The sequence below is a fragment of the Halobellus inordinatus genome, from assembly GCF_024464655.1.
GTDB classification, from domain to species: domain Archaea; phylum Halobacteriota; class Halobacteria; order Halobacteriales; family Haloferacaceae; genus Haloquadratum; species Haloquadratum inordinatus.
On the sequence record NZ_JANHAV010000004.1, the window covers coordinates 144,155 to 166,057 of the forward strand.

Annotated in this window: 17 protein-coding genes; 8 read left to right on the forward strand and 9 right to left on the reverse strand. The window is 57.6% G+C overall.

Annotated elements, in window-relative coordinates; all coding sequences use genetic code 11:
- Nucleotides 1-162 precede the first annotated feature (162 nt).
- Nucleotides 163-1,647 carry an ATPase domain-containing protein gene (locus NO347_RS09500; protein WP_256289367.1) on the forward strand — a complete coding sequence of 495 codons (1,485 nt, stop codon included), beginning with the start codon at nt 163-165 and terminating at the stop codon, nt 1,645-1,647.
- Nucleotides 1,648-1,655: 8 nt separating this feature from the next.
- Entirely contained in the window at nt 1,656-3,431 is a 1,776-nt protein-coding gene (locus NO347_RS09505; RefSeq protein ID WP_256289368.1) for a sensor histidine kinase, read from the forward strand.
- Between the two features lie 606 nt (nt 3,432-4,037).
- Here NO347_RS09505 and NO347_RS09510 read toward each other — a convergent pair.
- From NO347_RS09510 to NO347_RS09525, 4 genes are all read right to left on the reverse strand, one after another.
- Nucleotides 4,038-4,445: a DUF8160 family protein gene (locus NO347_RS09510; RefSeq protein ID WP_256289369.1), complete on the reverse strand. Its 408-nt coding sequence runs from the start codon at nt 4,443-4,445 to the stop codon at nt 4,038-4,040.
- Entirely contained in the window at nt 4,442-5,260 is an 819-nt protein-coding gene (locus tag NO347_RS09515; protein WP_256289370.1) for a ParA family protein, read from the reverse strand. Before NO347_RS09515 ends, NO347_RS09510 begins: the two co-directional genes overlap by 4 nt.
- A 553-nt stretch (nt 5,261-5,813) precedes the next feature.
- A complete protein-coding gene (locus NO347_RS09520) occupies nt 5,814-8,672 on the reverse strand; it encodes a UvrD-helicase domain-containing protein (protein WP_256289371.1) in 2,859 nt (952 codons plus the stop codon).
- Nucleotides 8,669-11,257, reverse strand: coding sequence for a PD-(D/E)XK nuclease family protein (locus NO347_RS09525; RefSeq protein ID WP_256289372.1), 2,589 nt, complete (start codon nt 11,255-11,257; stop codon nt 8,669-8,671). The genes NO347_RS09520 and NO347_RS09525 overlap by 4 nt, the downstream gene beginning before the upstream one ends.
- A gap of 175 nt (nt 11,258-11,432) precedes the next feature.
- On the opposite strand from NO347_RS09525, the gene NO347_RS09530 reads away from it, so the two are divergent.
- The gene (locus NO347_RS09530; RefSeq protein WP_256289373.1) at nt 11,433-11,819 is read left to right on the forward strand and encodes a DUF7475 family protein; all 387 of its coding nucleotides are present in this window, start codon (nt 11,433-11,435) and stop codon (nt 11,817-11,819) included.
- 112 nt (nt 11,820-11,931) lie between these two features.
- Here NO347_RS09530 and NO347_RS09535 read toward each other — a convergent pair whose 3' ends face one another.
- From NO347_RS09535 to NO347_RS09545, 3 genes are all read right to left on the reverse strand, one after another.
- Nucleotides 11,932-12,321 (reverse strand): CopG family ribbon-helix-helix protein, encoded by a 390-nt coding sequence (locus NO347_RS09535; protein ID WP_256289374.1) that lies wholly within the window; start codon nt 12,319-12,321, stop codon nt 11,932-11,934.
- A gap of 70 nt (nt 12,322-12,391) precedes the next feature.
- Complete coding sequence (locus tag NO347_RS09540) at nt 12,392-13,510, reverse strand: MFS transporter (protein ID WP_256289504.1); 1,119 nt, start codon at nt 13,508-13,510, stop codon at nt 12,392-12,394.
- Between the two features lie 664 nt (nt 13,511-14,174).
- Nucleotides 14,175-15,206 (reverse strand): methyl-accepting chemotaxis protein, encoded by a 1,032-nt coding sequence (locus NO347_RS09545; RefSeq protein ID WP_256289375.1) that lies wholly within the window; start codon nt 15,204-15,206, stop codon nt 14,175-14,177.
- Between the two features lie 293 nt (nt 15,207-15,499).
- Between NO347_RS09545 and NO347_RS09550 the strand changes: the two genes are divergently transcribed.
- Entirely contained in the window at nt 15,500-15,748 is a 249-nt protein-coding gene (locus tag NO347_RS09550) for a PRC-barrel domain-containing protein (RefSeq protein ID WP_256289376.1), read from the forward strand.
- A 120-nt stretch (nt 15,749-15,868) separates the two neighbouring features.
- Here the strand turns inward: NO347_RS09550 and NO347_RS09555 are convergent, their stop codons facing one another.
- Nucleotides 15,869-16,993 carry a PAS domain-containing response regulator gene (locus tag NO347_RS09555; RefSeq protein WP_256289377.1) on the reverse strand — a complete coding sequence of 375 codons (1,125 nt, stop codon included), beginning with the start codon at nt 16,991-16,993 and terminating at the stop codon, nt 15,869-15,871.
- Nucleotides 16,994-17,615: 622 nt separating this feature from the next.
- On the opposite strand from NO347_RS09555, the gene NO347_RS09560 reads away from it, so the two are divergent.
- Nucleotides 17,616-17,843, forward strand: a complete 228-nt coding sequence (locus NO347_RS09560; protein ID WP_256289378.1) for a hypothetical protein — start codon at nt 17,616-17,618, stop codon at nt 17,841-17,843.
- 670 nt (nt 17,844-18,513) lie between these two features.
- Here the strand turns inward: NO347_RS09560 and NO347_RS09565 are convergent.
- Complete coding sequence (locus NO347_RS09565) at nt 18,514-18,927, reverse strand: cupin domain-containing protein (RefSeq protein ID WP_256289379.1); 414 nt, start codon at nt 18,925-18,927, stop codon at nt 18,514-18,516.
- A gap of 209 nt (nt 18,928-19,136) precedes the next feature.
- On the opposite strand from NO347_RS09565, the gene NO347_RS09570 reads away from it, so the two are divergent.
- From NO347_RS09570 to NO347_RS09580, 3 genes are all read left to right on the forward strand, one after another.
- On the forward strand, nt 19,137-19,970 hold the full coding sequence (locus NO347_RS09570) for a phosphoenolpyruvate hydrolase family protein (RefSeq protein ID WP_256289380.1): 834 nt from the start codon (nt 19,137-19,139) through the stop codon (nt 19,968-19,970).
- 1 nt (nt 19,971) lies between these two features.
- Entirely contained in the window at nt 19,972-21,198 is a 1,227-nt protein-coding gene (locus NO347_RS09575; protein ID WP_256289381.1) for a Tm-1-like ATP-binding domain-containing protein, read from the forward strand.
- A gap of 443 nt (nt 21,199-21,641) precedes the next feature.
- Nucleotides 21,642-21,842, forward strand: a complete 201-nt coding sequence (locus NO347_RS09580; protein ID WP_256289382.1) for a hypothetical protein — start codon at nt 21,642-21,644, stop codon at nt 21,840-21,842.
- The last annotated feature ends 61 nt before the right edge of the window (nt 21,843-21,903 follow it).

Sequence of the window (21,903 nt, forward strand, 5' to 3'; positions counted from 1 at the left end):
GGACCCGACAAGGCACTTTCACACTCGAGCAGGGAGGAGATCCCGTCGACGCCCTGCTAGCCGAACTCGAAGTCCCGCACAACCGGCATCAGCCGGGAATCAGGTTATCAGCCCCGATAACCGATAGTGATGTTTATCCACTCTCTGTGAGGAAGGACGAATATGCATACCCCTGAACAATCCTTTACCCGGAGTTCGAGCGGAATCCCGGGACTGGATTCGCTTCTCGAAGGTGGGTTCGTAGACGGCCGTCTATATCTAGTTTTGGGGGTTCCTGGCACGGGCAAGACGTTGCTTGGGACGGAGTTCCTCTGCGAAGGTCTCTCGGCCGGTGAGACAGTGCTGTTCATCCACGGCGAAGAATCTGCCGACGACCTCCGCGCGAACGCGGCCGAACTCGGAATCGACATCCGCGGCGCTAACTTCCTCGATGTCGGGCCGGAATCGGACTTTTTCAAGCGGGCGCAGTCCTACGACGTCGTCGATCCCCAGGACATCGAAGACGGGAACCTGATAGCCGAAGTCCGCGATGCGATCGAGGAACTGGATCCGGGTCGTGTACTGATCGACCCGATTACGCAGTTCCAGTATCTCGAACCGAGCGAGTATCAGTTCCGCAAGCGTATCATCTCGTTCGCACGATACCTGAAGAACCGGGGGACGACCGTCCTCGCCACCAAGACGCCGCACGCGCAGATGGATATGCAACTCAGATCGCTCAGCGACGGCGTCATCGTGCTCGAATACGAGGACGAAAAAGAAGGCCGTCGGATCCACGTCCCCAAGCACCGTGGCGTCGGCCAGCGGGACGGCAGGCACGGGCTAGAAATTCGGGGGGGCGGCCTGCAGGTATATCCAGCGCTGCAACGTGAACGGCACGCACGGACCTTCGAGCCGGACCAGTTCACGTCCGACATTTCCGAACTCGATTCCCTCATCGGTGGCGGGCTCGAACGGGGGACGGTGACGATCATCACTGGTCCCTCCGGTGTCGGCAAAACGACGACAGCCACCGAGTTCCTCGCGACAGCCGCGGCAAACGGCGAGCGGGCGCTCACGTATCTGTTCGAGGAGTCAATCGAGACGTTTACCTACCGATCAGAGGCTTTCGGGCATCCGATCACGCGGTTGCGCGAGGAGGGATCGCTCTTCGTTAACGAGATTGACTCGCTCACCCAGTCGCCGGAAGAGTTCGCCGACCGAGTAGTGACAGAGGTCCAGGATAACGCCGTTGAACTCGTCGTAATCGACGGGATCGAAGGGTACAAAACGGCAATCAAAGGCGCAGGCGAGGCCGTCGAGTTGCGGCGTCGGCTCCACGCACTCACACAGCACCTAGTGGATATGAACGTCTCCGTTATTCTGATCGACCAACGAACGACCGTGACGGGGCTCCCGGAAGCGACGAGCGAACACGTCAGTTATATCGCCGATAACATCGTCTTCCAGAACTACATCGAACTCGAAGGGGAACTCCAGCGTATCGCCGGGGTTCTCAAAAAGCGTGTGGGCGGCTTCGAGACGGTTCCTCGCCGGTATACGATCACTGCCGATGGCTTGCAGATAGGCGAACCGGTGACGGGCATCCACGGCGTACTCAACGGGGTTCCGGAGCGCACGAGCGAAACTACGGACCGTTCACGCTGATCACGAAGATGGCCCAGATTCAGCTGTTACTCGCCGGAGCGGGAAATCGACAGGCGCTGGCGTCACTCGTATCCGAACACCACACGCCTGTCACCGCCGAGGAGGTCCAGGAGGCCGACCTCCACCTAGTCGACGAGTCGTCGTTTCCGCAGTACCGCGACGAACTGGAATCGTATAAGCGCCGAAAAGAGCCGGTGTTTTGTCCGGTGGTCCTGATTCGCCGTGAGAAGTCGCCGGTCTCGGTCACGCTTCCCGATATCGAGTCCAGCGACCGTCCTCTCGTTGTCAACGACGTGGTGACGGCGCCGGTCGGCAAGCAGGCGCTCTTCCGGACGATCTCGAATCTCCTCGTCCGGCGGGCACAGACGAAAGAGCTCGCTATGGACCTCAAAGAGCAGAACGAACAGCTCCGCGAGGAACGGCGGAAGTATCAGACGCTCGTCGAACAGAGTGAACACGGGATCGCCGTCGCACAGGACGGCGAGTTCGTGTTCGTCAACGAGCAGATGGCGACGATCGTCGAACGAGACTGTGAGGCTCTGGAGGGAATGACCCTCGAGTCAGTCATCGCACCGGAGTATCAACGGCTCGTTCGCAGACGTCACCAGCAACGAACGAGGGGAGAATCTCCGCCAAGCCAGTACGAAATCGCCGTCGTAACGCCCCGGGGCGAGCAAAAAGACATCGGGCTGCGAGCGTCACGGATCACGTACGACGGCGAGCCGGCGGTGTTGGCTCTCTTTCGGGATATCACCGCACAAAAGGAGCGCGAACGGGATCTCCGGCAGTTCAAAAACGCTGTCTCCCACGCCGGCCACGCGATTATGATGACTGACACCAACGGCACGATCGAGTACGTCAACCCGGCGTTCGAGGAGATGTCGGGCTACACGGCCGCGGAGGCGATCGGTGAAACCCCGCGCATCCTCAAATCGGGCGATCACGACGAGGCGTTCTACCGCGACCTCTGGGAGACCATCCTCGAGGGCGAAGTCTGGACGAGCGAAACGGTCAACGAACGCAAGTCGGGCGAGCGGATCATCCTTAACCAGACCATCGCTCCGATCCAGAACGGCGATGACGAAATTCAGGGATTCGTTGCTATCCAAGACGACATCACTGACCACCGACTGCGGGAACAACAACTCGTCGTCTTCGATCGGGTGCTCAGACACAACCTCCGCAATAAGGGGACTGCAATCCAAGGATACGCCGACATTCTGGAGCAGACGCTCAGTGATGAGCAGTCGGTCGAACACCTGCGTACGATCCAGGACAACATCGACTCCCTGCTGGATATCAGCGAGAAAGCACACCACGCCAGACAGATCTTCGCAGACAACATCGAGGAAGCCGACTCCGTTTGCGGGCTAGAAGCCGGTCTCGAGCGGATCCGTGACCGTGTGGAGTCACAGTACACGGAGGGGAATGTCGTCATCCAGGAACTGCCTCCGGAGACTGTCGAAATCGACTCGCGTGTGCTGCCGGGCATTCGCGAGTTTGTCGAGAATGGCGTCAAACACTCGGATGCCTCCTCGCCACAGGTCGAAATCGCCGCCTCGGTCGACGAGACGACGAGTACGATTTCGGTCGTCGATAACGGCTCCGGGATTCCCGAACAAGAGCAGCGCGTCATCGAGGCCGGAACCGAAGAACCGCTCGAACACGGATCGGGATTGGGACTGTGGTTCGCCTACTGGCTCGTCAGTTACGTCGGCGGAGACATCGACATCCGAACGAGCGACATCGGGACCATCGTCGCGATGACCATCCCCGTCCGGTGACATCCTCGCCCGCCGTAAACGGCGGGATTCTCTCGCTGCTCAAAGATAGGCCAGCGCTCCGGCCGAGGGGATGCCGTCTAGCAGATCTATAGCCGTTTCCAACTGATCGTGCACGTGATCGCCCGACGGCGTGCGGTCACGTGAGCGAAGGCGTGCACTCAGTAACTGACGTCGAACTGGACTGCAGCACTGTGCGTGCCCACCCACGAACGAGCGCGGTTTCCCAATACTATTTTACGGAGAATCCTAGGCCCTGATATGGCGGACACACCCGTCGGTGCAATCGACACTCTCCTGGCGGACGCGACAGCGGAAGTCGACGATCCAGAAGTCCGATACAAACTCAGAACCGCACGCCAGCTAACGGATGTTATCGAACAGCATCACGACGACCTCGTTGCGGTAGCCGTGGATGCGACCGGCAGTGACGAAGTCGAAAAGCAACTCCACGCGCGGAGACAGGCGAGTAACTGTTTCTGGTGGGGGACGCAGGAGAGCTCCAACACCCGAAGGACCCCGATAAGTGGCGGTTGCGGACGTCACCCCGGGATAATTGCAACTGTCTCGATCTCGACGTGTAACTCCGGATCGATGAGTTGATCTACCTCAATCGTCTTCCAGAGTCGAAAGTCGAGCCTGGATTTCATCAGCATCCGCCTTCGAAAGGGCTTCTACGCCGAACTGCACGAGGAGCGGGTAGAAGTGCCGGTTCTTTTTGAACTCGTCTTGACCCGCTTTTCGAAGCGTCAGCTGTGATTCGAGATAGGTGTCCTCCATCTCATCAAGAATGTTGTCCGGAATGTAGATGGTTCGCCCGTTCCACTCGTCCTTGATGTTCGTTTTCGTCTCACTCGTTTCACTCGTTTCGTTCGTTTCGTTCGAGTCCGATGATCCAGCCGAGGAACTCGTTTCACTCGTTTCGTTCACTTCACTCGTTTCGCTTGCATCGGCTTCGCCGTCCTCGTCGTCGTAGTTGCCCTCGATACCGGAGGCATCACCCCAGCCGTCAGTCATACGTCTACCTCCGCAGGTGCCGTCTTCTCGAACGTCTCGTCGAACAGGTCGGCGATCTCGTTGAACAGGTCCCGCGCGTCTTCGACCCGCTTGTTCTCTTTCCCGAAGCCGAAGACGGACACGCCGTCACCGATCGATTGCGAGAGGTCGGTGCGCTTTGGGATCTCGAAGACTGGGAGCGAGTACGCCGATTTGATCTCCTCGATTGTGTTCCGGTGTTCGGAGTTTTGCTCAACACGGTTACACACGATTGCAAGTCGGTTGATGTCACCGTACGCTGGTTCAAGCGAACCCAACTGCTTCGCGAATATCTGAAGACTGTTGGCGTTGAGTTTCTCGGGGATGACGGGGATGACGACGTTGCTGGTCGCGACGAGGGCGTTATCGGTGAGGACGTTCAGCGAGGGTGGCGTATCGACGATGATGTAGTCGTAGTTCTTGTCGAGTTCGTCGAGTGCCATTCCCAGCCGCTCACGACTCTTCGGAGCTTCGAGTAGCGTCTGGATGTTTTTGTTGTTCGCGAGCTTCTCACTGGCTGGTAGGATGTCGAACTCCTCGTGTTCGACGATGATGTCGTTCACCGACTCCATCTGATCGAAGTCGAGGACGTCGAAGAGCGTGGTCCGATCGGTGTCGTAGTACAGACCACTGTAGCCGAGAGAGCACGTGAGACCGCCGTGATAGTCGATGTCGACGAGGAGGACGTCGTAGCCGCGTGCTGCGAGTGCACCACCAGTGTGAATGACGTCGGTTGTCTTTCCCGCACCACCTTTCTGATTCGCCACCGTGATTCGTGCCGTGTTAGTTTCGCTCATTCTTCTTGTTCCTCTCAATCAGTTCGTTTGATTCGTTTCTTTCATTATGCTCGTTTAGTTCGGTGCATTCAGTGAGGGATTTTCACTTGGTGAGATGATGACGACGATGTTAAAACCATCCGTTCGTTGTACTCGTTGAATCGAACTTATTCGTTGAGTTCGTTACTCTCATTTCATTCGTTTTTAATCGACCCCCCCCTTCGTTCACCTTTCTCGTCCCCTTCGTTACCTTCGTTTTTCTCAACGACTCTTTCCTATTCGATACGTCGACGGGAGTTCATTGCCGTAAATACATTCGTTCCGGTCACTGTTCTCGTTTTATTCGGTGTTTTAGTTTCATTCGTTCTCCTCATTCTATTCGTTACGTTCGTTTCTACATTCTCGGGCATCTCGGCTGATAGCGGTGGGGATTGTCCGACTCTTTCTCGAAGTCGATTGCGCTGCGCCGTGCAGCACCGCTGATGCAGCCCCCCTGAGTTGATTCCTCCGCGATGAAGCCCATCGAAGAGTAAGGCTGCCCAGTTCGATGAGAATTAGAACGTGTGCAGACCACTTATGCCGTTCTTTCAGAGCGGTCGAGAACACTCCGAACAAGATCCGCGATCTCCGCTTCCGACATCGGATCGACATCGACGCGGGACCCGTCAGCAGTATAGAAGACCCCTGCAGTCACGTCCTGGTCAGGGAACCACTCTTTCAGGACGTGGTAGTACACGCTGAGTTGCTTCCGGTACTCATCCGCGGCGTGCCGTCCGAGGTCGGTCTTGAAGTCGATGATCTCCACGGTATCGGGACGAATGTGCACGAGGTCGACGACTCCTGAGATGGTGACCTGCTCCCCATCGATGGTGAGTGGGAGATACGCGTCCTCCTCGACCCGTAGTTCTCCGCCAAGCGAGTCCAGGAACGATTTGATATGACGCTCGTCCTCGTTCGAGGGCTCGACGCCTTCTTCCAACACGTAGCGTTCAGCGAACTCGTGGGTCTCCGTCCCGAACGCGGTCCCTCTCCCGTCGTCGACGTCCTCGAACACGTCGTCGCGCATCAGCGTGTGTGGCGAGTGTCCGACTGGACCTTCTGGCGTCGGCACGGAAATCTGTAAGTGTGACTGCGTCGTCTCGCTGACGTCGTCTGCCCGAACGTCGGGTTCCAGTTCCTCGAGGTCGACCGGGAGTTCCTCGATGAACGTGTTCGGAGACTCACCTGCTGCAAACACGAGATGGCTCTCTGCCCGGGTCATCGCGACGTAGAGCAAGCGGCGTTCCTCGTCGTACCCACGCGGCAGGCACTTCTGCAAGACGTCGGCCCGCCAGTTGTCGTGAATGTGGGGATACCCGTGGTCGTCGGCGTAGAGCTTCCGCTGGCGTAACCCGATCGGATCGTCGAACGTGATCGCGTTACTGTTCCCACCCGACGGTGGGAAGCGACGAGCGTTCATATTCGCGAGCATGACGATGGGGTGTTCGAGCCCCTTCGCCGCGTGGATGGTCTGGACGGTCACCGAGTTCAGACCAGCGCTCGCGTGGACCTCGTGGGTGCTTCCATCATCGATGCCGCGTTCGATGAACCGAATGAGGTCTCCTCGGGTCAACGTCGTCGCGTTGTGGACAGACTGTATCGTCGTCAGCAACACGTCGGCGTAGGCCCCGTCGTAGTCGTACTGAGAGAACACGCGCTGGGCAACGCCACCGACGGTCTCCAGTGACGCGAGCTCCGACTCGAACGCCTGCATATTGTCGGGGTACTTCTCGCTCTGGAGGACGTGTTTGACCTCGTCGAGCGTGTACCCGGCTTCCTCGAGTACGACCGCCCAGCCTCGCTCGAAATCGGATTCGAGGATCCGCAGCCACGCCAAGAGGATCTTTGCCGGATCGGAACGGAACAACTCGATGCCACCCTCGTACGCCATCGGCAACCCATACTCCTCGGCAACAGAGAGGAGTTCTCGGCCGAAGTCACGAGTCCGGGTGAGGACCGCGATGTCACCGTACTCCGGGCAGCGAAGGTCGCCGTCCTCCTCGATCTGATACGCGTCGTTCCCGACGATCTCCTGAATCTTGGTCAGGACGGTCTCGTGTTCGTCTTCGTGTTGGACCGCCTCTATGTGGGAGTTCTCGTGCGCAGTATTCGAAGAGAGCGACACGATGCGGTCTCGGACGGCGGCCTCGTCGACGTCGTCCGTGCTCCCCGCGGGTGTCACCAGACTGTGTTCGGAGAAGTCGAGGATGTCCTGCGTCGACCGATAGTTCTCGACGAGTTCGATATCGGTGATCGGGCGGGTCGCCCACGACACTCGCTCGTGGTCCTCATTGAGTTCGTCGACGAACCGATCCAGCCGGGATTCGAACTCAGTGATGTTCTCGACGGCAGCATACTGGAACGAGTAGATGCTCTGTTTCCAGTCGCCGACGACACAGACGTTGTTCGTATCCGCGAGCAAGAGTGCGAGTTTGAACTGGATCTCACTAGAGTCCTGGAACTCGTCGATCATCACGTACTCGAAGGCGACGTCGTCGTGGAGTCGGTGATCCTCACAGAGTACGACGAACGCGAACAGTTGGAGGAAGCCGAAATTGAGGTAATTGCGGCTGAGCGCGAACTCTACGTACTCGTGGTAGACGTCGTGGACAAAGTTCTTGAGATCCTCTCGCTGTTCCTCGAACGCGAGCTGAGCGACGGCAGCAGGCACCTGCTTTTCTCCCCATCCGCCGCGGATCGCCTCTTTCTCGGGTGCGTCCGGGAGATAACACTTACCCTTCCCGTAGTCGCCGAGCTTCGAGCGCAGCTTGGACTGCTTGCTCCCGTCGTTTCTAGGTTGGTTCTGCTCGTCGAAGACCTCTCGGAACGACTCGAAGTTACCATCCAGATATCGCTCGCCGTTGCGATACCAGCCCTCGGCCGTCGGGAAGACACCTTTCGCCGCAAGCTGATTGATTAACCCGAGGAGTTCGACTGGTTCCTCGATAGCGCGGAAGAAGTCGTCGTACTCGGGGTGATCGTCGCTGAAGCGCCGGACGAACTCGCGGAACTGCGCCTTCTCGACGTTCTCGTCTTCGAGGACTCGCGTCGATCCGGTGATGCGGTCGTCGATGCCGAGAAGCGCCGGTGCCTCGAAGCCGTGCTCCATCAGGATGTCGTGACAGAGGCTGTGGAACGTCTGTATCGGCGCGTCAGAGAGTTCACGCATCCCGTAGTCACAGTGGGCGACGATTCGGTCTTTCATCTCCGCGGCCGCGTTGTTGGTGAACGTCACGAGGAGGACGTCCTCGGGCTCGACGTCGTCTTGGTCGACGATTTCGGCGTAGCGGCGGGTGACCGTGAACGTCTTTCCGGTCCCGGCACCGGCGTCGACGACGTGGATTCCCTGTTTGCTGTCGATGAGGTCTTGCTGACGATCGTTCGGCGAGGTCATCGCGATCCATCCTCCAGGATACAGTCCCGGTTGTCCACGTACCGGTAGTTCGGGTCGCCGGAGAGCCCCTGTACCGGGAAGCGCTCCTCGCCGGCACGGCGGGTATTCAATTCTGCAAGGCGTTCTTGGACGAACTGTTCGAACGCGTCCACGTCGCCGGTGAAGTAGTTCTGGTTGCGAATTCGAAGCAAGTGTCTCAGTGCCTGCTTACAGCCGTTTTTCACGTACTTGTAGTCTCCAACGTCAGCAATCAATCGCGCAGTGAGTGCGTCGGCGAACTCCGATTCGATGAGTTCGTCGCTGTCGCGGGTGTCTGGGAACTCCTGGCCGTCCAACACAGACCGATACACCTCGTACCTCGATTTCGAGAAGGTCTTGTTACAGTCGTTCGCGGCGTCTTCCTGCAGCTCGGTGAAGACAGCGGGGCTCGCGATGTACACCTCGTAGGTGACGGGATAGTAGGTCACCGTCGTGAGGCAGTCCTCCAGAGCGTTCTCCCCTGTCACGACGTCGTCGAGCGTCTCCAGGAAGTGGAAGAACGTGAACTGCAGTTCCTCATCTGGGTGCTCAGTCCGCTGGTGGGCGAGATAGAGGAGTGCTTGAAAGTTCGGTTTGTCGCTCGGGGGATCGACCGCCGAATGCTTGACGACAGAGTATGTCGACTTCTTCGAGCCGCTCTTGTAATCGAGGAGTCTGGTGGGACTGTGAACGAGGTCGATTTTTCCCTTCAGTCCGAGGTCGGTGTTCTCGAACCAGCGTTCGGTGTGGGAGGACTCGATGGGGCGGTCGTAGTATTCGGCGAAGAAGTTCTCGCTCCGGCCACTGTCGGGCGTCGCCAACCCATCGCCCTGCGGCGGGTTCGTATCGAGGTATTCGGCGATCGTCTGGAGCCCGACGCGGTATTTGGTGCGTCGGACCTCTCGGTCGACGCCGCGGAGGAACGGGTCGACTTCGTCGAGAATGAGTGTCGCGACCTCCTCAAGTGTCTCGGGTGTGACGACGCCTGGATGCGAGACGTAGAACTCTGCGAAGTCGTGGAACAGATTGCCCTCCCTGAAGTGGTCTTTGTCCGGGTTGTCGAGGAGTCGACTGAAGAAGTAATCGCGGGGGGAGTTGACGTACGTATTCAGACTGGACTGGCTGAGTGCGGTGACGTCTTCGGGAGAGACATCGAGCGGTTCTTTCTCGAACCCATCTTGCGTCGGTCGCGATGTTCGTGAATGTCGCAGTGAGTCCAGGTCACTGAATCGGTCGAACTCAGCATCGAACAGTTCCTCGAAGTACAGACACGGAGTGACGGGCGTTCCACCGGCGGTGTCCTGCACGAGGTAGTACTGCTCGACACCGTTCTGTAGGAGTCGTTGGAACTGCCGGATGTTCCGCTCGAACTCTTGATCGTTATCGACCCACGGGCGGCGGGGGGACGAATGCGTCCATCCCTCGTCGAGCCCGAGATAGAACACGACGGTGCGGTCGACGTGCCCGGCTGATTTCGCATCGGCCAGCAGAACGCCCTCGTTTTCGCGATCGACCGGGACGTCGTAGGACTGTAGATAGAATTCGAGTCGGTCAACCGCCGGTTCGGTGACGGGATCGTCGAGGAGGCCGAGCGTCGAAAGTTCGTCTCTGAAGGCGTCGACATCGGCATCGATGACGGCCTCGAATGCGTCGGTGGCGTCCGCGAAGGTGCAGGAACGGACCTCCTCACGGAACTCGTGGAACCACTCGATTCCCGAGTGGTCGAGGTCGACGAGCCGCTTCTCGTCGTGCTCGATGTCGATTGGCATCCCGAGTTGGGTGAGGAGTGGTCGAACGTCGCCAACTCGCGTATCTCGGCCAGCGCGTGCACTTCGGAGGAGTTGCAGAAATGCGCGGTGGCGAGTATCGTCGCTGAACCCCGGGCCGCCGTAGTAGGGGATGTCGGCTGCGTCCAGCGCCGACTCGATGAGCGGGGAATACTGACTGGCAGCATCGAGGACGACGGCCACGTCGTCGGCGTTCTCCTGCGTTACGGTATCGAGGACAGTATCGACAATTGCGGCCGGCGAATCGAGGATTCGGAACGGTGGCTGATCGAACGGGTCCTCAGAGAACGGGTCGATCGTCTCGTAGGTTGGGGGAAGAATCGAGCGTTCGAGTTCGGTGAGTTGCTTTAATCCGACGACAGCGACCGACGTGTCGGCGTCTATCGTGTACTCGGTAAGCCGTTTGGACGTCGTATCCATCTCCGCGATGCAGTCGACCGCAGTGTGCGTCGGGTCCGTCGCGAACTGCTCGTAGTCGAGAACGGCTTCGGCCGTCCCCTGGTACTCCCAGCACTGGAGGATGTTCCCGACCGCGTAGGACGCCTCCTTCCAGTCGAGATCGGTCGCCTTGATGACTTCGAGAAACGCGAGCCGGTCCTCGGCCTCTTCTCGCCGTCTGGCAGCGAGTCGACGTGGTGTGATCGCGAAAGCTCCGAAGTGGGGGTGGTCGAGACGCCGGTTCAGGGCGCTTGCCATCGGCGCATCCGGCACGAGCACGAGGTCGAACTCCTTGCACTCCTCGTAGAGCGAATCGATAGACTTCGCTCGCGTAATTGACACGGACTATCGGACTCAGGTGGGTTTCAAAAATGTGTCGTCAAGACTGCTCGGATGGGTGCATCACGCGCTCATCAACACGTTGGCCACGACGTAGAGGTCTCGAGTAGAACCGTATTACGCAATCTGGAGTCGGATAATAACAGTCTTTATCCCTCGCTAATCACTCTGTAGTATTGTGAGAAATAAACAAAATCAATCGACAGGTCGGATCGGACCTCTTACCCAGATCCAGTGGCTAGCAGTTGTGTTAGTCGTCATTACTGGCGTCCTCCACGTGTATGCTGGTATCGTCGAGGGCCGGGCTCCTGTTGCACTCGCAGGCGTCGGCTACGCTGGTGCACTTGTGCTCTTTTTCCTCGACTACCGCCGGCGAATGCTCTACCTGATCGGGATTCCGTATACGGCCGTGCAGTTCCCCCTCTGGATCGTGGCCAAGTCAGAGTACGGGATGATCGACTACGTTGACAAGGCGGTCCAGGTCGTCTTGATCCTCGTGTTGATCTACCTCTATCTGACCACGCGGTCCGAGTCGACCGGGAACACGGCAACGACGGTGGACTGATACTGTCGGACAGCAATTCGTGAATCATATTGGCACCCACGGGGTGCCGATACTTTTCACATCGTTCTGTCCGACAGTATGAGCGAGCGAATTTCCGGGGCGTCTGCCGCGCTCAGTTATCTCGAATCACCATTATCTTCACTCGGTTCACGCCGTCGAAGTCACGGAGGCGGTAGGTCAACTCCCGAACGCGGTCGCCGGCCCCCTGGCAGAATAAGGATTCGAGACACCACTCGCCCTGGTGTGTGTGACTCGTGTTGAGAATCTCATCTTGATACTCGTGTTGGACCGCGTGGAGTTCTCCGATCACCTCGTGATGGCGGTAGTCGAAGGCGACGAGCGCGATAACGTCTCCGCTGAGGTCTTCGAGTCGAGAATGCGATTCGATGTACTCCTGCATCGCCTCGCGAACTGCTCGGGACCGATTATCCAGTCCCTCGTCTTGCCAGACCCGATCGAACTCCTCGAGGATCGCATCCGGGATATTGAAACTCGTTCGCATCGGGTGCTTTTCGGACTACCCGTACAAGAGTCCCGAGTATGCTCTCTCTGTGAGTCGACAGTCATAGCCGCTATCTCTCGATGGGTGCCTCCCAGAGCAAGATTCCAACCGAGCCGACGATCAGCACGATACCGGCCACAGCGAGTGCGAACAGAGGCGAGACAACGTCGGAGATGACGCCACTCCCGAGTTGGAACGGGACGACGGCGAGGCCACTGACCATCGCCATCGCACTGAGCACGGTCGCCCGGCCCATCGTCTCGATGCGGTCGTTGATGTACTGGCCAGCGAACGACCGCGTCACGTCCGAAAGCCCGCGGATCAGCAGGAACGTCGGCAGCGCGAGTACCGGCACGAAGTACATCCCCACCAGTGCGCCGCCGACGACGAAGGGCAGCCACAGAAACCACGTTCGGAGCCCGAGGCGCGCACGAATCGCACCAGTGTAGTAGCTCAGCCCTGCGCCGAAGAGACTGTACGCCGCGTAGAACCACCCGAGCAGTGACCTCACTCGCGACTGCGAGACGCCGAAGTCGAGGACAATCGTCTCGAAGATCGGTTGAAGAAACACGAACACCAGATACGTCACTGCCGCGTAGAGGACGTAATAATACAGCACGAACGCCCGTATATTCCGTTGTGAGATGGTCCGTCGGATGATCGAGAGCGTACGACGAAAGCTCAGTTTCGTGGAGTCCGTTCGTTCGTAGGTCGCGGGCTCGTCTATCGTCAGGAGGACACCCACGCCAGTTGCCGTGACCCCGGCAGCGACGAACCATGGATACGACAGGTCGATACTGCCCAGGTAGCCCCCGACGATCGCCGCTCCAGCGCCGATCGCTAGGGCGACGGATTCGCCGCGGCCACGGACGTGCGCGAACTCGTCCTCGGAGAGGTCGTCGGTGAGCGTATCGTACAGCCACGCGTCTTCACTTCCCGAGCGGAAGTTGTAGCCCATCGACCAACAGACGTACAGAGCCGCGAGCGCCCAGAACGAACTGGACAGTCCGATTCCGAGCAATGTGACCGAGATGAGCGCGGTTCCGGTCAGGAGGCTGTTGCGCCGACCGACCCGGTCACCGATGTAGCCAGTCGGAATTTCACCTAGCAGCGTCGTCAGATTGTATATCGCTTCGAGGATGGCGATCTGCGTAAAATTGAGCCCCTGAGCGAGAAAGAAGAGATACATAATTGGCCGATAAAACTCGACGGCCTTCGTCGATTTGTAGAGATAGTACTTCAGAACGCTCGCCGGAGGAAGATCAGATGCACCCCAGAATAGAACAGCCATACTGGTGATGGATATTCTGAAGAAATGGGTGTTGTGTTATGATTGATCTGAAATTTCGTAATACGGCTCCATCGAGTGAGTAGAGTCGGGATTCATTATCCGCTATTCCTGGTCTGACACACTCCGCGATACCGATGCTTCCTACACAGCATAGTGGGGGCGTGTTGGACCGTGTATGCAATGAGGCCGACATCGGGGCAGCAGTGGAGTTCGAAGACGCTGCGATCGGTCACTCGCTGGCGACCGTTCGCTCAAACTGATTAGCGAGGCCACTCGTCCTGTTATCACCTTGCCAGACCCCGGAGGGTCGGAGCAGTGACATCACCGATAGTCTGAATACTTCTGCACTCACTACGACTCGACGAACCACCTGAGCGAGGATCAGTGACAGCAAAACAGTGGGCGATATGAACCACCACCTTATCACGATCTTCAGCTGGATGAGTACTCAAAAATATATGAAGACGGGCCCACGATCGCTCATACTGTCGGACAGAACGATGTGAAAAGTATCGCCACCCCGTGGGTGCCAATATGATTCACGAACTTCTGTCCGACAGTATCAATCGTCAGCTGCGGACTCGGCAGTCTCTGTGGTCTCGGCGTCGGTATTTCGAGCGAGGTCCTCGACTAGTGCATCGACAGCGTCGTCGATATCTGCAATTTGGTCGGTTTGGTCGTCGATAGTGTCTGCGATTTCTGCAGTGGATGATGCGATTTGATCGGCTGCGGCCGTCGTCTGGTCGACCATACTGGCAACTTCCTCCGTCGATGCCGCTTGCTGATCAGTTGCATTGGCAACTTCAGTGATGCCCTCGCTGACCTCCGACACGGCCCCGTGGATTTCGTCAAGAATTTCGACGGCTTCGTCAACCGTTGCGATTCCATCCTCAATGCGGGCGTTGTTTTCTTCGAGTGACTTCACTGCGCTCTGGGTGTTCTCCTGCACGTCGTAAACCATTTCTTCGATCTCGCTGGCGTGCTCCTGTGATTCTTCAGCGAGTTCTTTGACCTCGTTCGCGACGACTGCGAACCCCTCGCCTGCGTCGCCGGCTCGCGCGGCCTCAATGGAGGCGTTCAATGCCAATATATTCGTTTGGTCTGCGATATCGTTGATTACCTCTACAATCTCGTCAATTTCGACAACACTATTCTGGATCTGTCCAACGTCGTCAGAGACGTCAGTGGCGGCTTGCTGTATTTCGGCCATCGATGTTTTGACTTCCGAGGCGGCGTCCTGCCCGTCGTCAGCGAGCTCTTTCGCCTGTTGACTGGCTGCTGAAACCTCTTCCGAAGAGGAGGCGATTTCTTCGACGGCAGCCGAGAGGTTGGAGACCTCCTCGGCAACCTCTTCCATTCCTTCGTACTGCTCGGCGGTCCCCTCCCGAATTTCACCGATACGCCTAGCAATTTCGACAGATGACTCGTGTAATTCTGCCAGAGAGGTTTGGACTTCGCTCGCACCCTCGTGATCGTATCCTTCTTCTGCGTCGATGCCTTCCTCAATGTCGTCGATCTCTGTATCGAGATCGTCCCCGATGTCGTCGGAAATCTGCTGGTCGAGTGCTGCCGAAGGGCTCCCGTCATTCGACATAATCATAGGTGTAAAGGATGTCTCACTGATAATCCTACCCCTGCGAGAATCAGATCTGAAAATTCTATCTACCAGTGATCTCAAATTAAGCTGCTATCTCTCAAATCTGCCGTTTGGCTGTAGCTGTCTCAAAGTCGGCCTCGCGCAACCCGCGGAGTAACTTATCTAGTCCGGGTCAGGGATGCGCCCAGCCTGGAGGTTATAATCCGATGGGGGTCGGCCGAGGAAAGGTGACTGAAGTGGTCATTTCAGTTTTGTTCACAATTAAGATATTGATATGAGCACTGTCCAATATGGATTCAGCGCTCGCCTCCTCCGTAGCTGGTTGTAGTGTGATGACGACTGACGGTGTCGAACTCGGTACCGTAGAGAACATCACAGTCAACGTCAAGACAGGAGATCTTGAGCACCTCCGTCTTGATCCGGACGGTCAGCAGACTCGCGGCTTCAAGCGAAACGACGAGGGACAGCTCCTCATTCCGGCTGATCGAATCGAAGCAAAACAAGATTACCTGCTCATTGCTCCACCACGATCAGAGTAGAAGCAGTCAGTCCAAATTTGCCTTCTCAGGAGATCGCAGTCAGGCGCGAGAGTGGGTTCTAGATGTCGCTATCGCTGGAAAGTGGGCGGTGTTCTGATCGTCGATCGCCAGTTAGCGAGCCTATTCAGGATGATCAGCACCTAACTGTTCCACGTCACGACTGATGACAACGAAGTGGTCAGTGTGCCCCTGACCGAGACGCCTGATATTGATCTCTACGGGGAACGTCGATCCATCACGACATCGGTAGGTGCTGTCCACTCGTTTGCTTTCTCCGGGCCGCATTTGCTTCCAGAGTAATGTCGCTTCGTCCGGTTCAAGTTCCGTGTCAAGATCCCACACGGACATATCAGTCAGTTCTGCTTCACTGTAGCCGGTCCGCTCGCAGAGCTGCGGGTTAGGCTTGATAATCTGTCCCTCGATGTCGTGGAGGTTGATCATATCTGGCGAGCGCTCAAAGAGTGCCCTGAGGCGAGCTGATGTTTTCTGCAGTCGGTCTGCCTGCTCTTTCCGTTCGGTAATGTCCTGGACGACGCCCAGTGCTTTCGCTGGTGCGCCGGTCTTGTCGAAGGTGATCTCTGCCCGTTCACGCACCCACCGCGTCTCACCATCCGTTGTCACAATACGGTGTTCGACATCGTACTCATCCCCGGTGAGGGCTGCACGCCATTCCTCCTCAACGTGCGCCTTGTCTGCTGGATGGACAAACTCCATAAACTGGTTGTGATCGATGGAGGTGACATCCGCATCAAGGCCGAATATATCGAAGACGGCGTCCGACCAGTATATTTCGTCGGCGTGGATGTCTTTCTCCCAACTCCCGAGATGCGCCATCGATTGTGCCTGCCGGAAGTGAGAATTCTGTTCTTCGAGCTGCCGTTGGGCACGGGTCCGTTCGACGTTGTTCACGATCCGATTGGCTAGGATCTCGTACTGCTCCGTACCGGTCTCTTTCTGGAGGTAATCCGAGACGCCAGCGGAGATGGCCTCGCTGGCAATTTCCTCAGACCCCTTGCCAGTGAACAGAATAAATGGGAGGGCAGGATACTCTTCACGGACGGCTTTGAGGAATTCAATGCCATTCTGTCCCGGCATCTCATAGTCGGAGATGATGCAGTCGTATGCCGTCTCTCCAAGTTTTTGCAGTCCCGCTGTTGGTTTCGCGACGGCGTCGACACTGAGACGCTCGCGTTCTCGTTCAAGAAAATCGGCTGCGAGGGTCGCCAGATCTAGGTTGTCATCCACGTGTAACACGTGAATCTGAGCATCCGTGACATCCTCCCGCGCCTAAAGACGCGGGCCTCCCACCCGGTGTTGGCCGGGCAGGTCAATCCTGAAGGTTGGGAGTCTAAGGTTTGCTGGACAGTCAGCAGTGGCTTTGCCACGAAGCCGTTACTCGTACCCTGTAAAGGGCTTCGAGCTACCTGATTGTGTAACGACTGTCGGCGTGGGCGGCTTACCTTTTGATTTCGGCTACGAACCGTGGCAAACACCGAGTCAACTGCCAGTTCTCCACGCACAGTGCGTAGTACGTGGTTTGTGACTTAAATCGTCGGATTCATCTGGTGGCTGGAGTGATATGCGTAAGAGTTGAATATAGCACTGAAACGAGTGAGAGACCCAGTGAACGAATAGAGGTGTTTCACTCGGAGCGAGGGGTCTGCACCACACGTCGCTGCATATTCAGTTGTTTCAGTGATCACTCAAGCCACCAGCATTTTCCTCGAATCTCTATAACCAGCGTTCGCCAACATTTTGATATATAATCATCGTTCGTCTTCTACAGGTAGACCGAAAGTTATCCTGTAGTTACACTACTATCAGGCGTTCCAAATATTTTAATACGATTTTGCATTGACAATCGTCTATGGTGCCCCTCCAATTCGCAATCCCACTAGGTATTGGGTTTGTCCTCATACTGTTCCTCATCCCAATTGTACTCGGATTTGCCTTAGCCTACTGGGTATACAACGATGCGGAGAGACGTGGTATTAAGAACGCTGCACTATGGGCACTCGCCGTCGGTGGACTCACGCTAACGACGTTCTTCGGCGGGTTACTCGCGTTTGCAGTGTACGTCTGGCAGCGTGAGTGATACAGAGACAGGAGCTACCTAACGGGCCACTCAATAGGAGAAGTATCGGTTAATAGGGGCCGACAGCGCCTCTCAAGTGAATTATAGCAGCGTTTGCAGCCTATCGCACGCTAGCCGGTGAATTCGCACGGATACTGCTGGTGCCCGTTTCGTTTTCAATCCTCACTACCTCTAGATTGATGCGGAGTGCCTGAGGTATCCCGTCACCCGCCTCATTCACCACCCACCCGTCTTTCCGTGACTGTTACCCCTCTAGTGTGAGTTCTCGTCAACTGTTGGTAGTTGAACAACCAGCGTACAGCACTCTTTGTCTGCAGCCCGTGGTGAGGTAGCCGTGTCACGCGGTTCCGGAGTTGGTGTGAGTGACCGCTCCGTGGAGGTGCTTGTAGGTATCTTGCTCAAGGCAGGTGGAGGCCGTTGATAGGGGCGTACCCGACCGTGCGGAGTGCCTCGTTGAGGCTGCTCACCCGGATGCCGTGCTCACGGCGCCGCTCACAGATGCGAAATAATTGAGCTTTCTCCAGAGAGGTCTTGTTCGATCGATCTGAAGGCACCTAGGTTGAGCGAGGGTTTCTTCCAATCACTATTCCGGAGCATCCAAAGTTATGAGTTAATCTACACGACTGACATATAGCTGATAAGCCGACAGAAAAACTAGTTCGGCGACGGCTCAGTGGTTTCGGGTGGGAATCTCACCGGCCGGCACGACTTCACATTCGGGTAGGTCGGCCAGCACGTCTTCGGGGCCTGGCGGGGCGTACACCGCAAGCAGTTGCAGCGTCTCCCAGCCGGTGTTTGTGGTTCCGTGCTCGACGCCCGCCGGAATGTAGATCATCTCGCCGGGCCCAACCTCCTTCGTTTCACCGGCGACGGTCTGCTCGCCTTCGCCGCTGATGAAGTAGAGGATCTCGTCGCTGTCGGGGTGAGTGTGGATATCGTGACCCTTGCCGGGTTCGAGGTTTACCACGCCGGCACTGAGTCGTTCCGATCCGTTCACGTCCGGGGTCGCCATCCACTTCAGGGTCCCCCAGTCGAACAACTGTGTCGAGACGTCTCCGCTACTGATGAAGTTCTCTTCTGGCATTACTACGAAATGCTATGTGTTGCCAGTGAAGTATAATTGTACCGACGGTTACGGGCCTGCTCCGGATTTTTGACCAGTGTGAGTCTAGTTACGAGCGATAGGTAACGAGATATATTAGTCAAAGTCATAACTCATTCCATCGAGATAACTCAATCTTGCTTTTTCACCACAATATTCAATATCTGCCCGTCGGTTGGTATCAATTGGCTATGAAGTTCACACGTGAGGAGTCGCTCACACGACTCGAAGCAACGGTATCGAGTGGCGAACCGATCATCGGTGCGGGGGCGGGGACGGGCATCTCTGCGAAGTTTGCCGAGCGCGGCGGTGTCGACTTGCTCATCATCTACAACAGCGGCCGTTACCGGATGAACGGTCGCGGATCGCTGGCCGGTCTCCTACCCTACGGTGACGCCAACGAGATCGTCGTCGATATGGGCCACGAGGTCATCCCGGTCGTCGAGGATACACCTGTTCTGGCGGGCGTCAACGGGACAGATCCGTTCCGCGAGATGGACGTGTTCATCGAGGACCTCAAGCGGCGGGGCTTCTCGGGCGTCCAGAACTTCCCGACAGTCGGCCTCATCGACGAAGACAGCCAGTTCCGCCAGAACATCGAGGAGACGGGTATGGGCTACGACAAGGAGGTCGATATGATCCAGGAGGCCGCCGAGCAGGATATGCTGACCTGTCCGTACGTCTTCAGCGAGGCGCAGGCCCGCGAGATGGCCGAGGCTGGCGCGGACGTCATCGTCTCGCATATGGGTCTGACCACTTCCGGCGACATCGGCGCGGAGACAGCGCTCGATCTCGAAACGGCGGCCGAGCGCGTGCAGGCCCACCACGATGCCGCCAAAGACGTAAACGACGACGTGATGGTCATCTGCCACGGCGGCCCGATCGCCTGGCCCGAGGACGCCGAGTACGTCCTCAACAACACCGAGGGTGTGGTCGGTTTCTTCGGCGCGTCCAGTCTCGAACGCCTCCCCACCGAAGAGGCCATCCAGAACCAGGCCCGCGAGTTCAAGGAGATCGAGTTCTAGTATGGCCGTCGTTATCATCGGCACGCTGGACACAAAGAGCGGGGAGCTCGGCTTCGCCCGCGACGTGATCAAAGCGCAAGGCGTCGACGTTCACATCGTCGACGTCGGCGTGATGGGAGATCCCGCATTCGAGCCGGACACGTCAGCGAGCGAGGTGGCTGAAGCCGCCGGCACGACGCTGGATCACCTCCGGGACAATGCAGACCGCGGCGAAGCGATGGAAGCGATGGGCGACGGTGCAGCTGCTGTCGCCGAACGACTCCACGATGAGGGCGTCCTCGACGGCGTCCTCGGCCTCGGCGGGTCGGGTAACACCTCCATCGCGACGACAGCTATGCGGGCGCTACCCGTCGGCGTGCCCAAACTGATGGTCTCGACGATGGCTTCGGGCGACACCGAACCCTACGTCGGGTCCCGCGACATCGCGATGATGTACTCGGTCGCCGACATCGAGGGACTGAACCAACTATCCCGACAGGTCATCGCCAACGCCGCACTGGGGGTAGTCGGGATGGTTGCCAACGAACCGGACGTCGAGGTCGAGGACCGGCCGACCATCGGAATGACGATGTTCGGCGTCACGACGCCCTGCGTCCAGGCGGCCCGCGAGATCCTCGAAGCGAAGGGCTACGAGACCATCGTCTTCCACGCAACTGGAACCGGTGGCAAGGCGATGGAGTCGCTGATTGAGGAGGGCATCATCGACGGCGTGCTGGACGTCACCACCACGGAGTGGGCCGACGAACTTGTCGGCGGTGTTCTCAGTGCCGGCCCTGAGCGACTTGATGCCGCGGGCAAGGCGGGTATCCCGCAGGTGGTCTCGACCGGGGCACTCGATATGGTGAACTTCGGGCCGCGTGAGTCCGTACCCGAGGAGTTCGAGGGGCGGCAGTTCCACGTCCACAACCCGCAGGTGACACTTATGCGGACGACGCCCGAGGAAAACGCCGAACTCGGCGAGATCATCGCCGAGAAACTCAACGCTGCGACCGGTCCGACCGCGCTCGTCCTGCCGATGGCGGGCATTTCGATGATCGACGTCGAGGGCGAGGACTTCTACGATCCCGAAGCCGACGCAGCGCTGTTCGACGCCCTGCGCGCGAACCTCGACTCGGACGTCGAACTCGTCGAGATGGACACCGACATCAACGACGAGGCATTCGCGGAGATGCTCGTGGAGACACTGGATGGGTATATGCGCGCGGCGGGTCTCGGTCCCGAGGCGTGAAATCGGCCTGAATGGCCGCGATCACGTCCGACTCGGTCACTATCGATAGCTCCACGACGAAGACTGCGCATTCGGACCTGTTGTCGTCATCGTCTCGTTCTTCATACTGTCGGACAGAACGATGTGAAAATTATCAGCACCCCGTGGGTGCCAAAATGATTCACGAACTTCTGTCCGACAGTATCAGCTGAGACGGACCGTCTGTCGTCTTCTTGTCGCTGTGTCGGACAGCGTTGTGCAACAGGTTGCGACGCACCGAGGTGGCCATCTCGTTGGCTCGGGCCCTTGTGACTTCTCCCACGAGTAAAGTCGGTGACTTTCTCCTTGACCTCGTGTATATGCCAGATATGGAGTCTCTCACCTTCGTCAAGAGCCCTTCTCGAAAGCCCTAATTGTATACTCGAATCCCAAAGGACAAACGTCGCTCCCCCCTACAAACAGTTATGAGCGAGTCAAAAGACACGGACGCGGGGCCAAAAATATCAGTTGCAGTCGTTGATAAGACACACGCGAACGAGATCCCGGACAATATTGACTCTGAACTATATACGACGACCAGACCAGAGTCATCGTTAGTTGAGTTTACCGTCGACCCTGACAGTGAACTGGCAGAGGCACTCAGGCGGAACGGATTCGACGTGTAAAATAATATACTGGTGAGCGCTTTCTGTTGAGGTGGACTCGTCGACGATCTTCCCGAGTGGC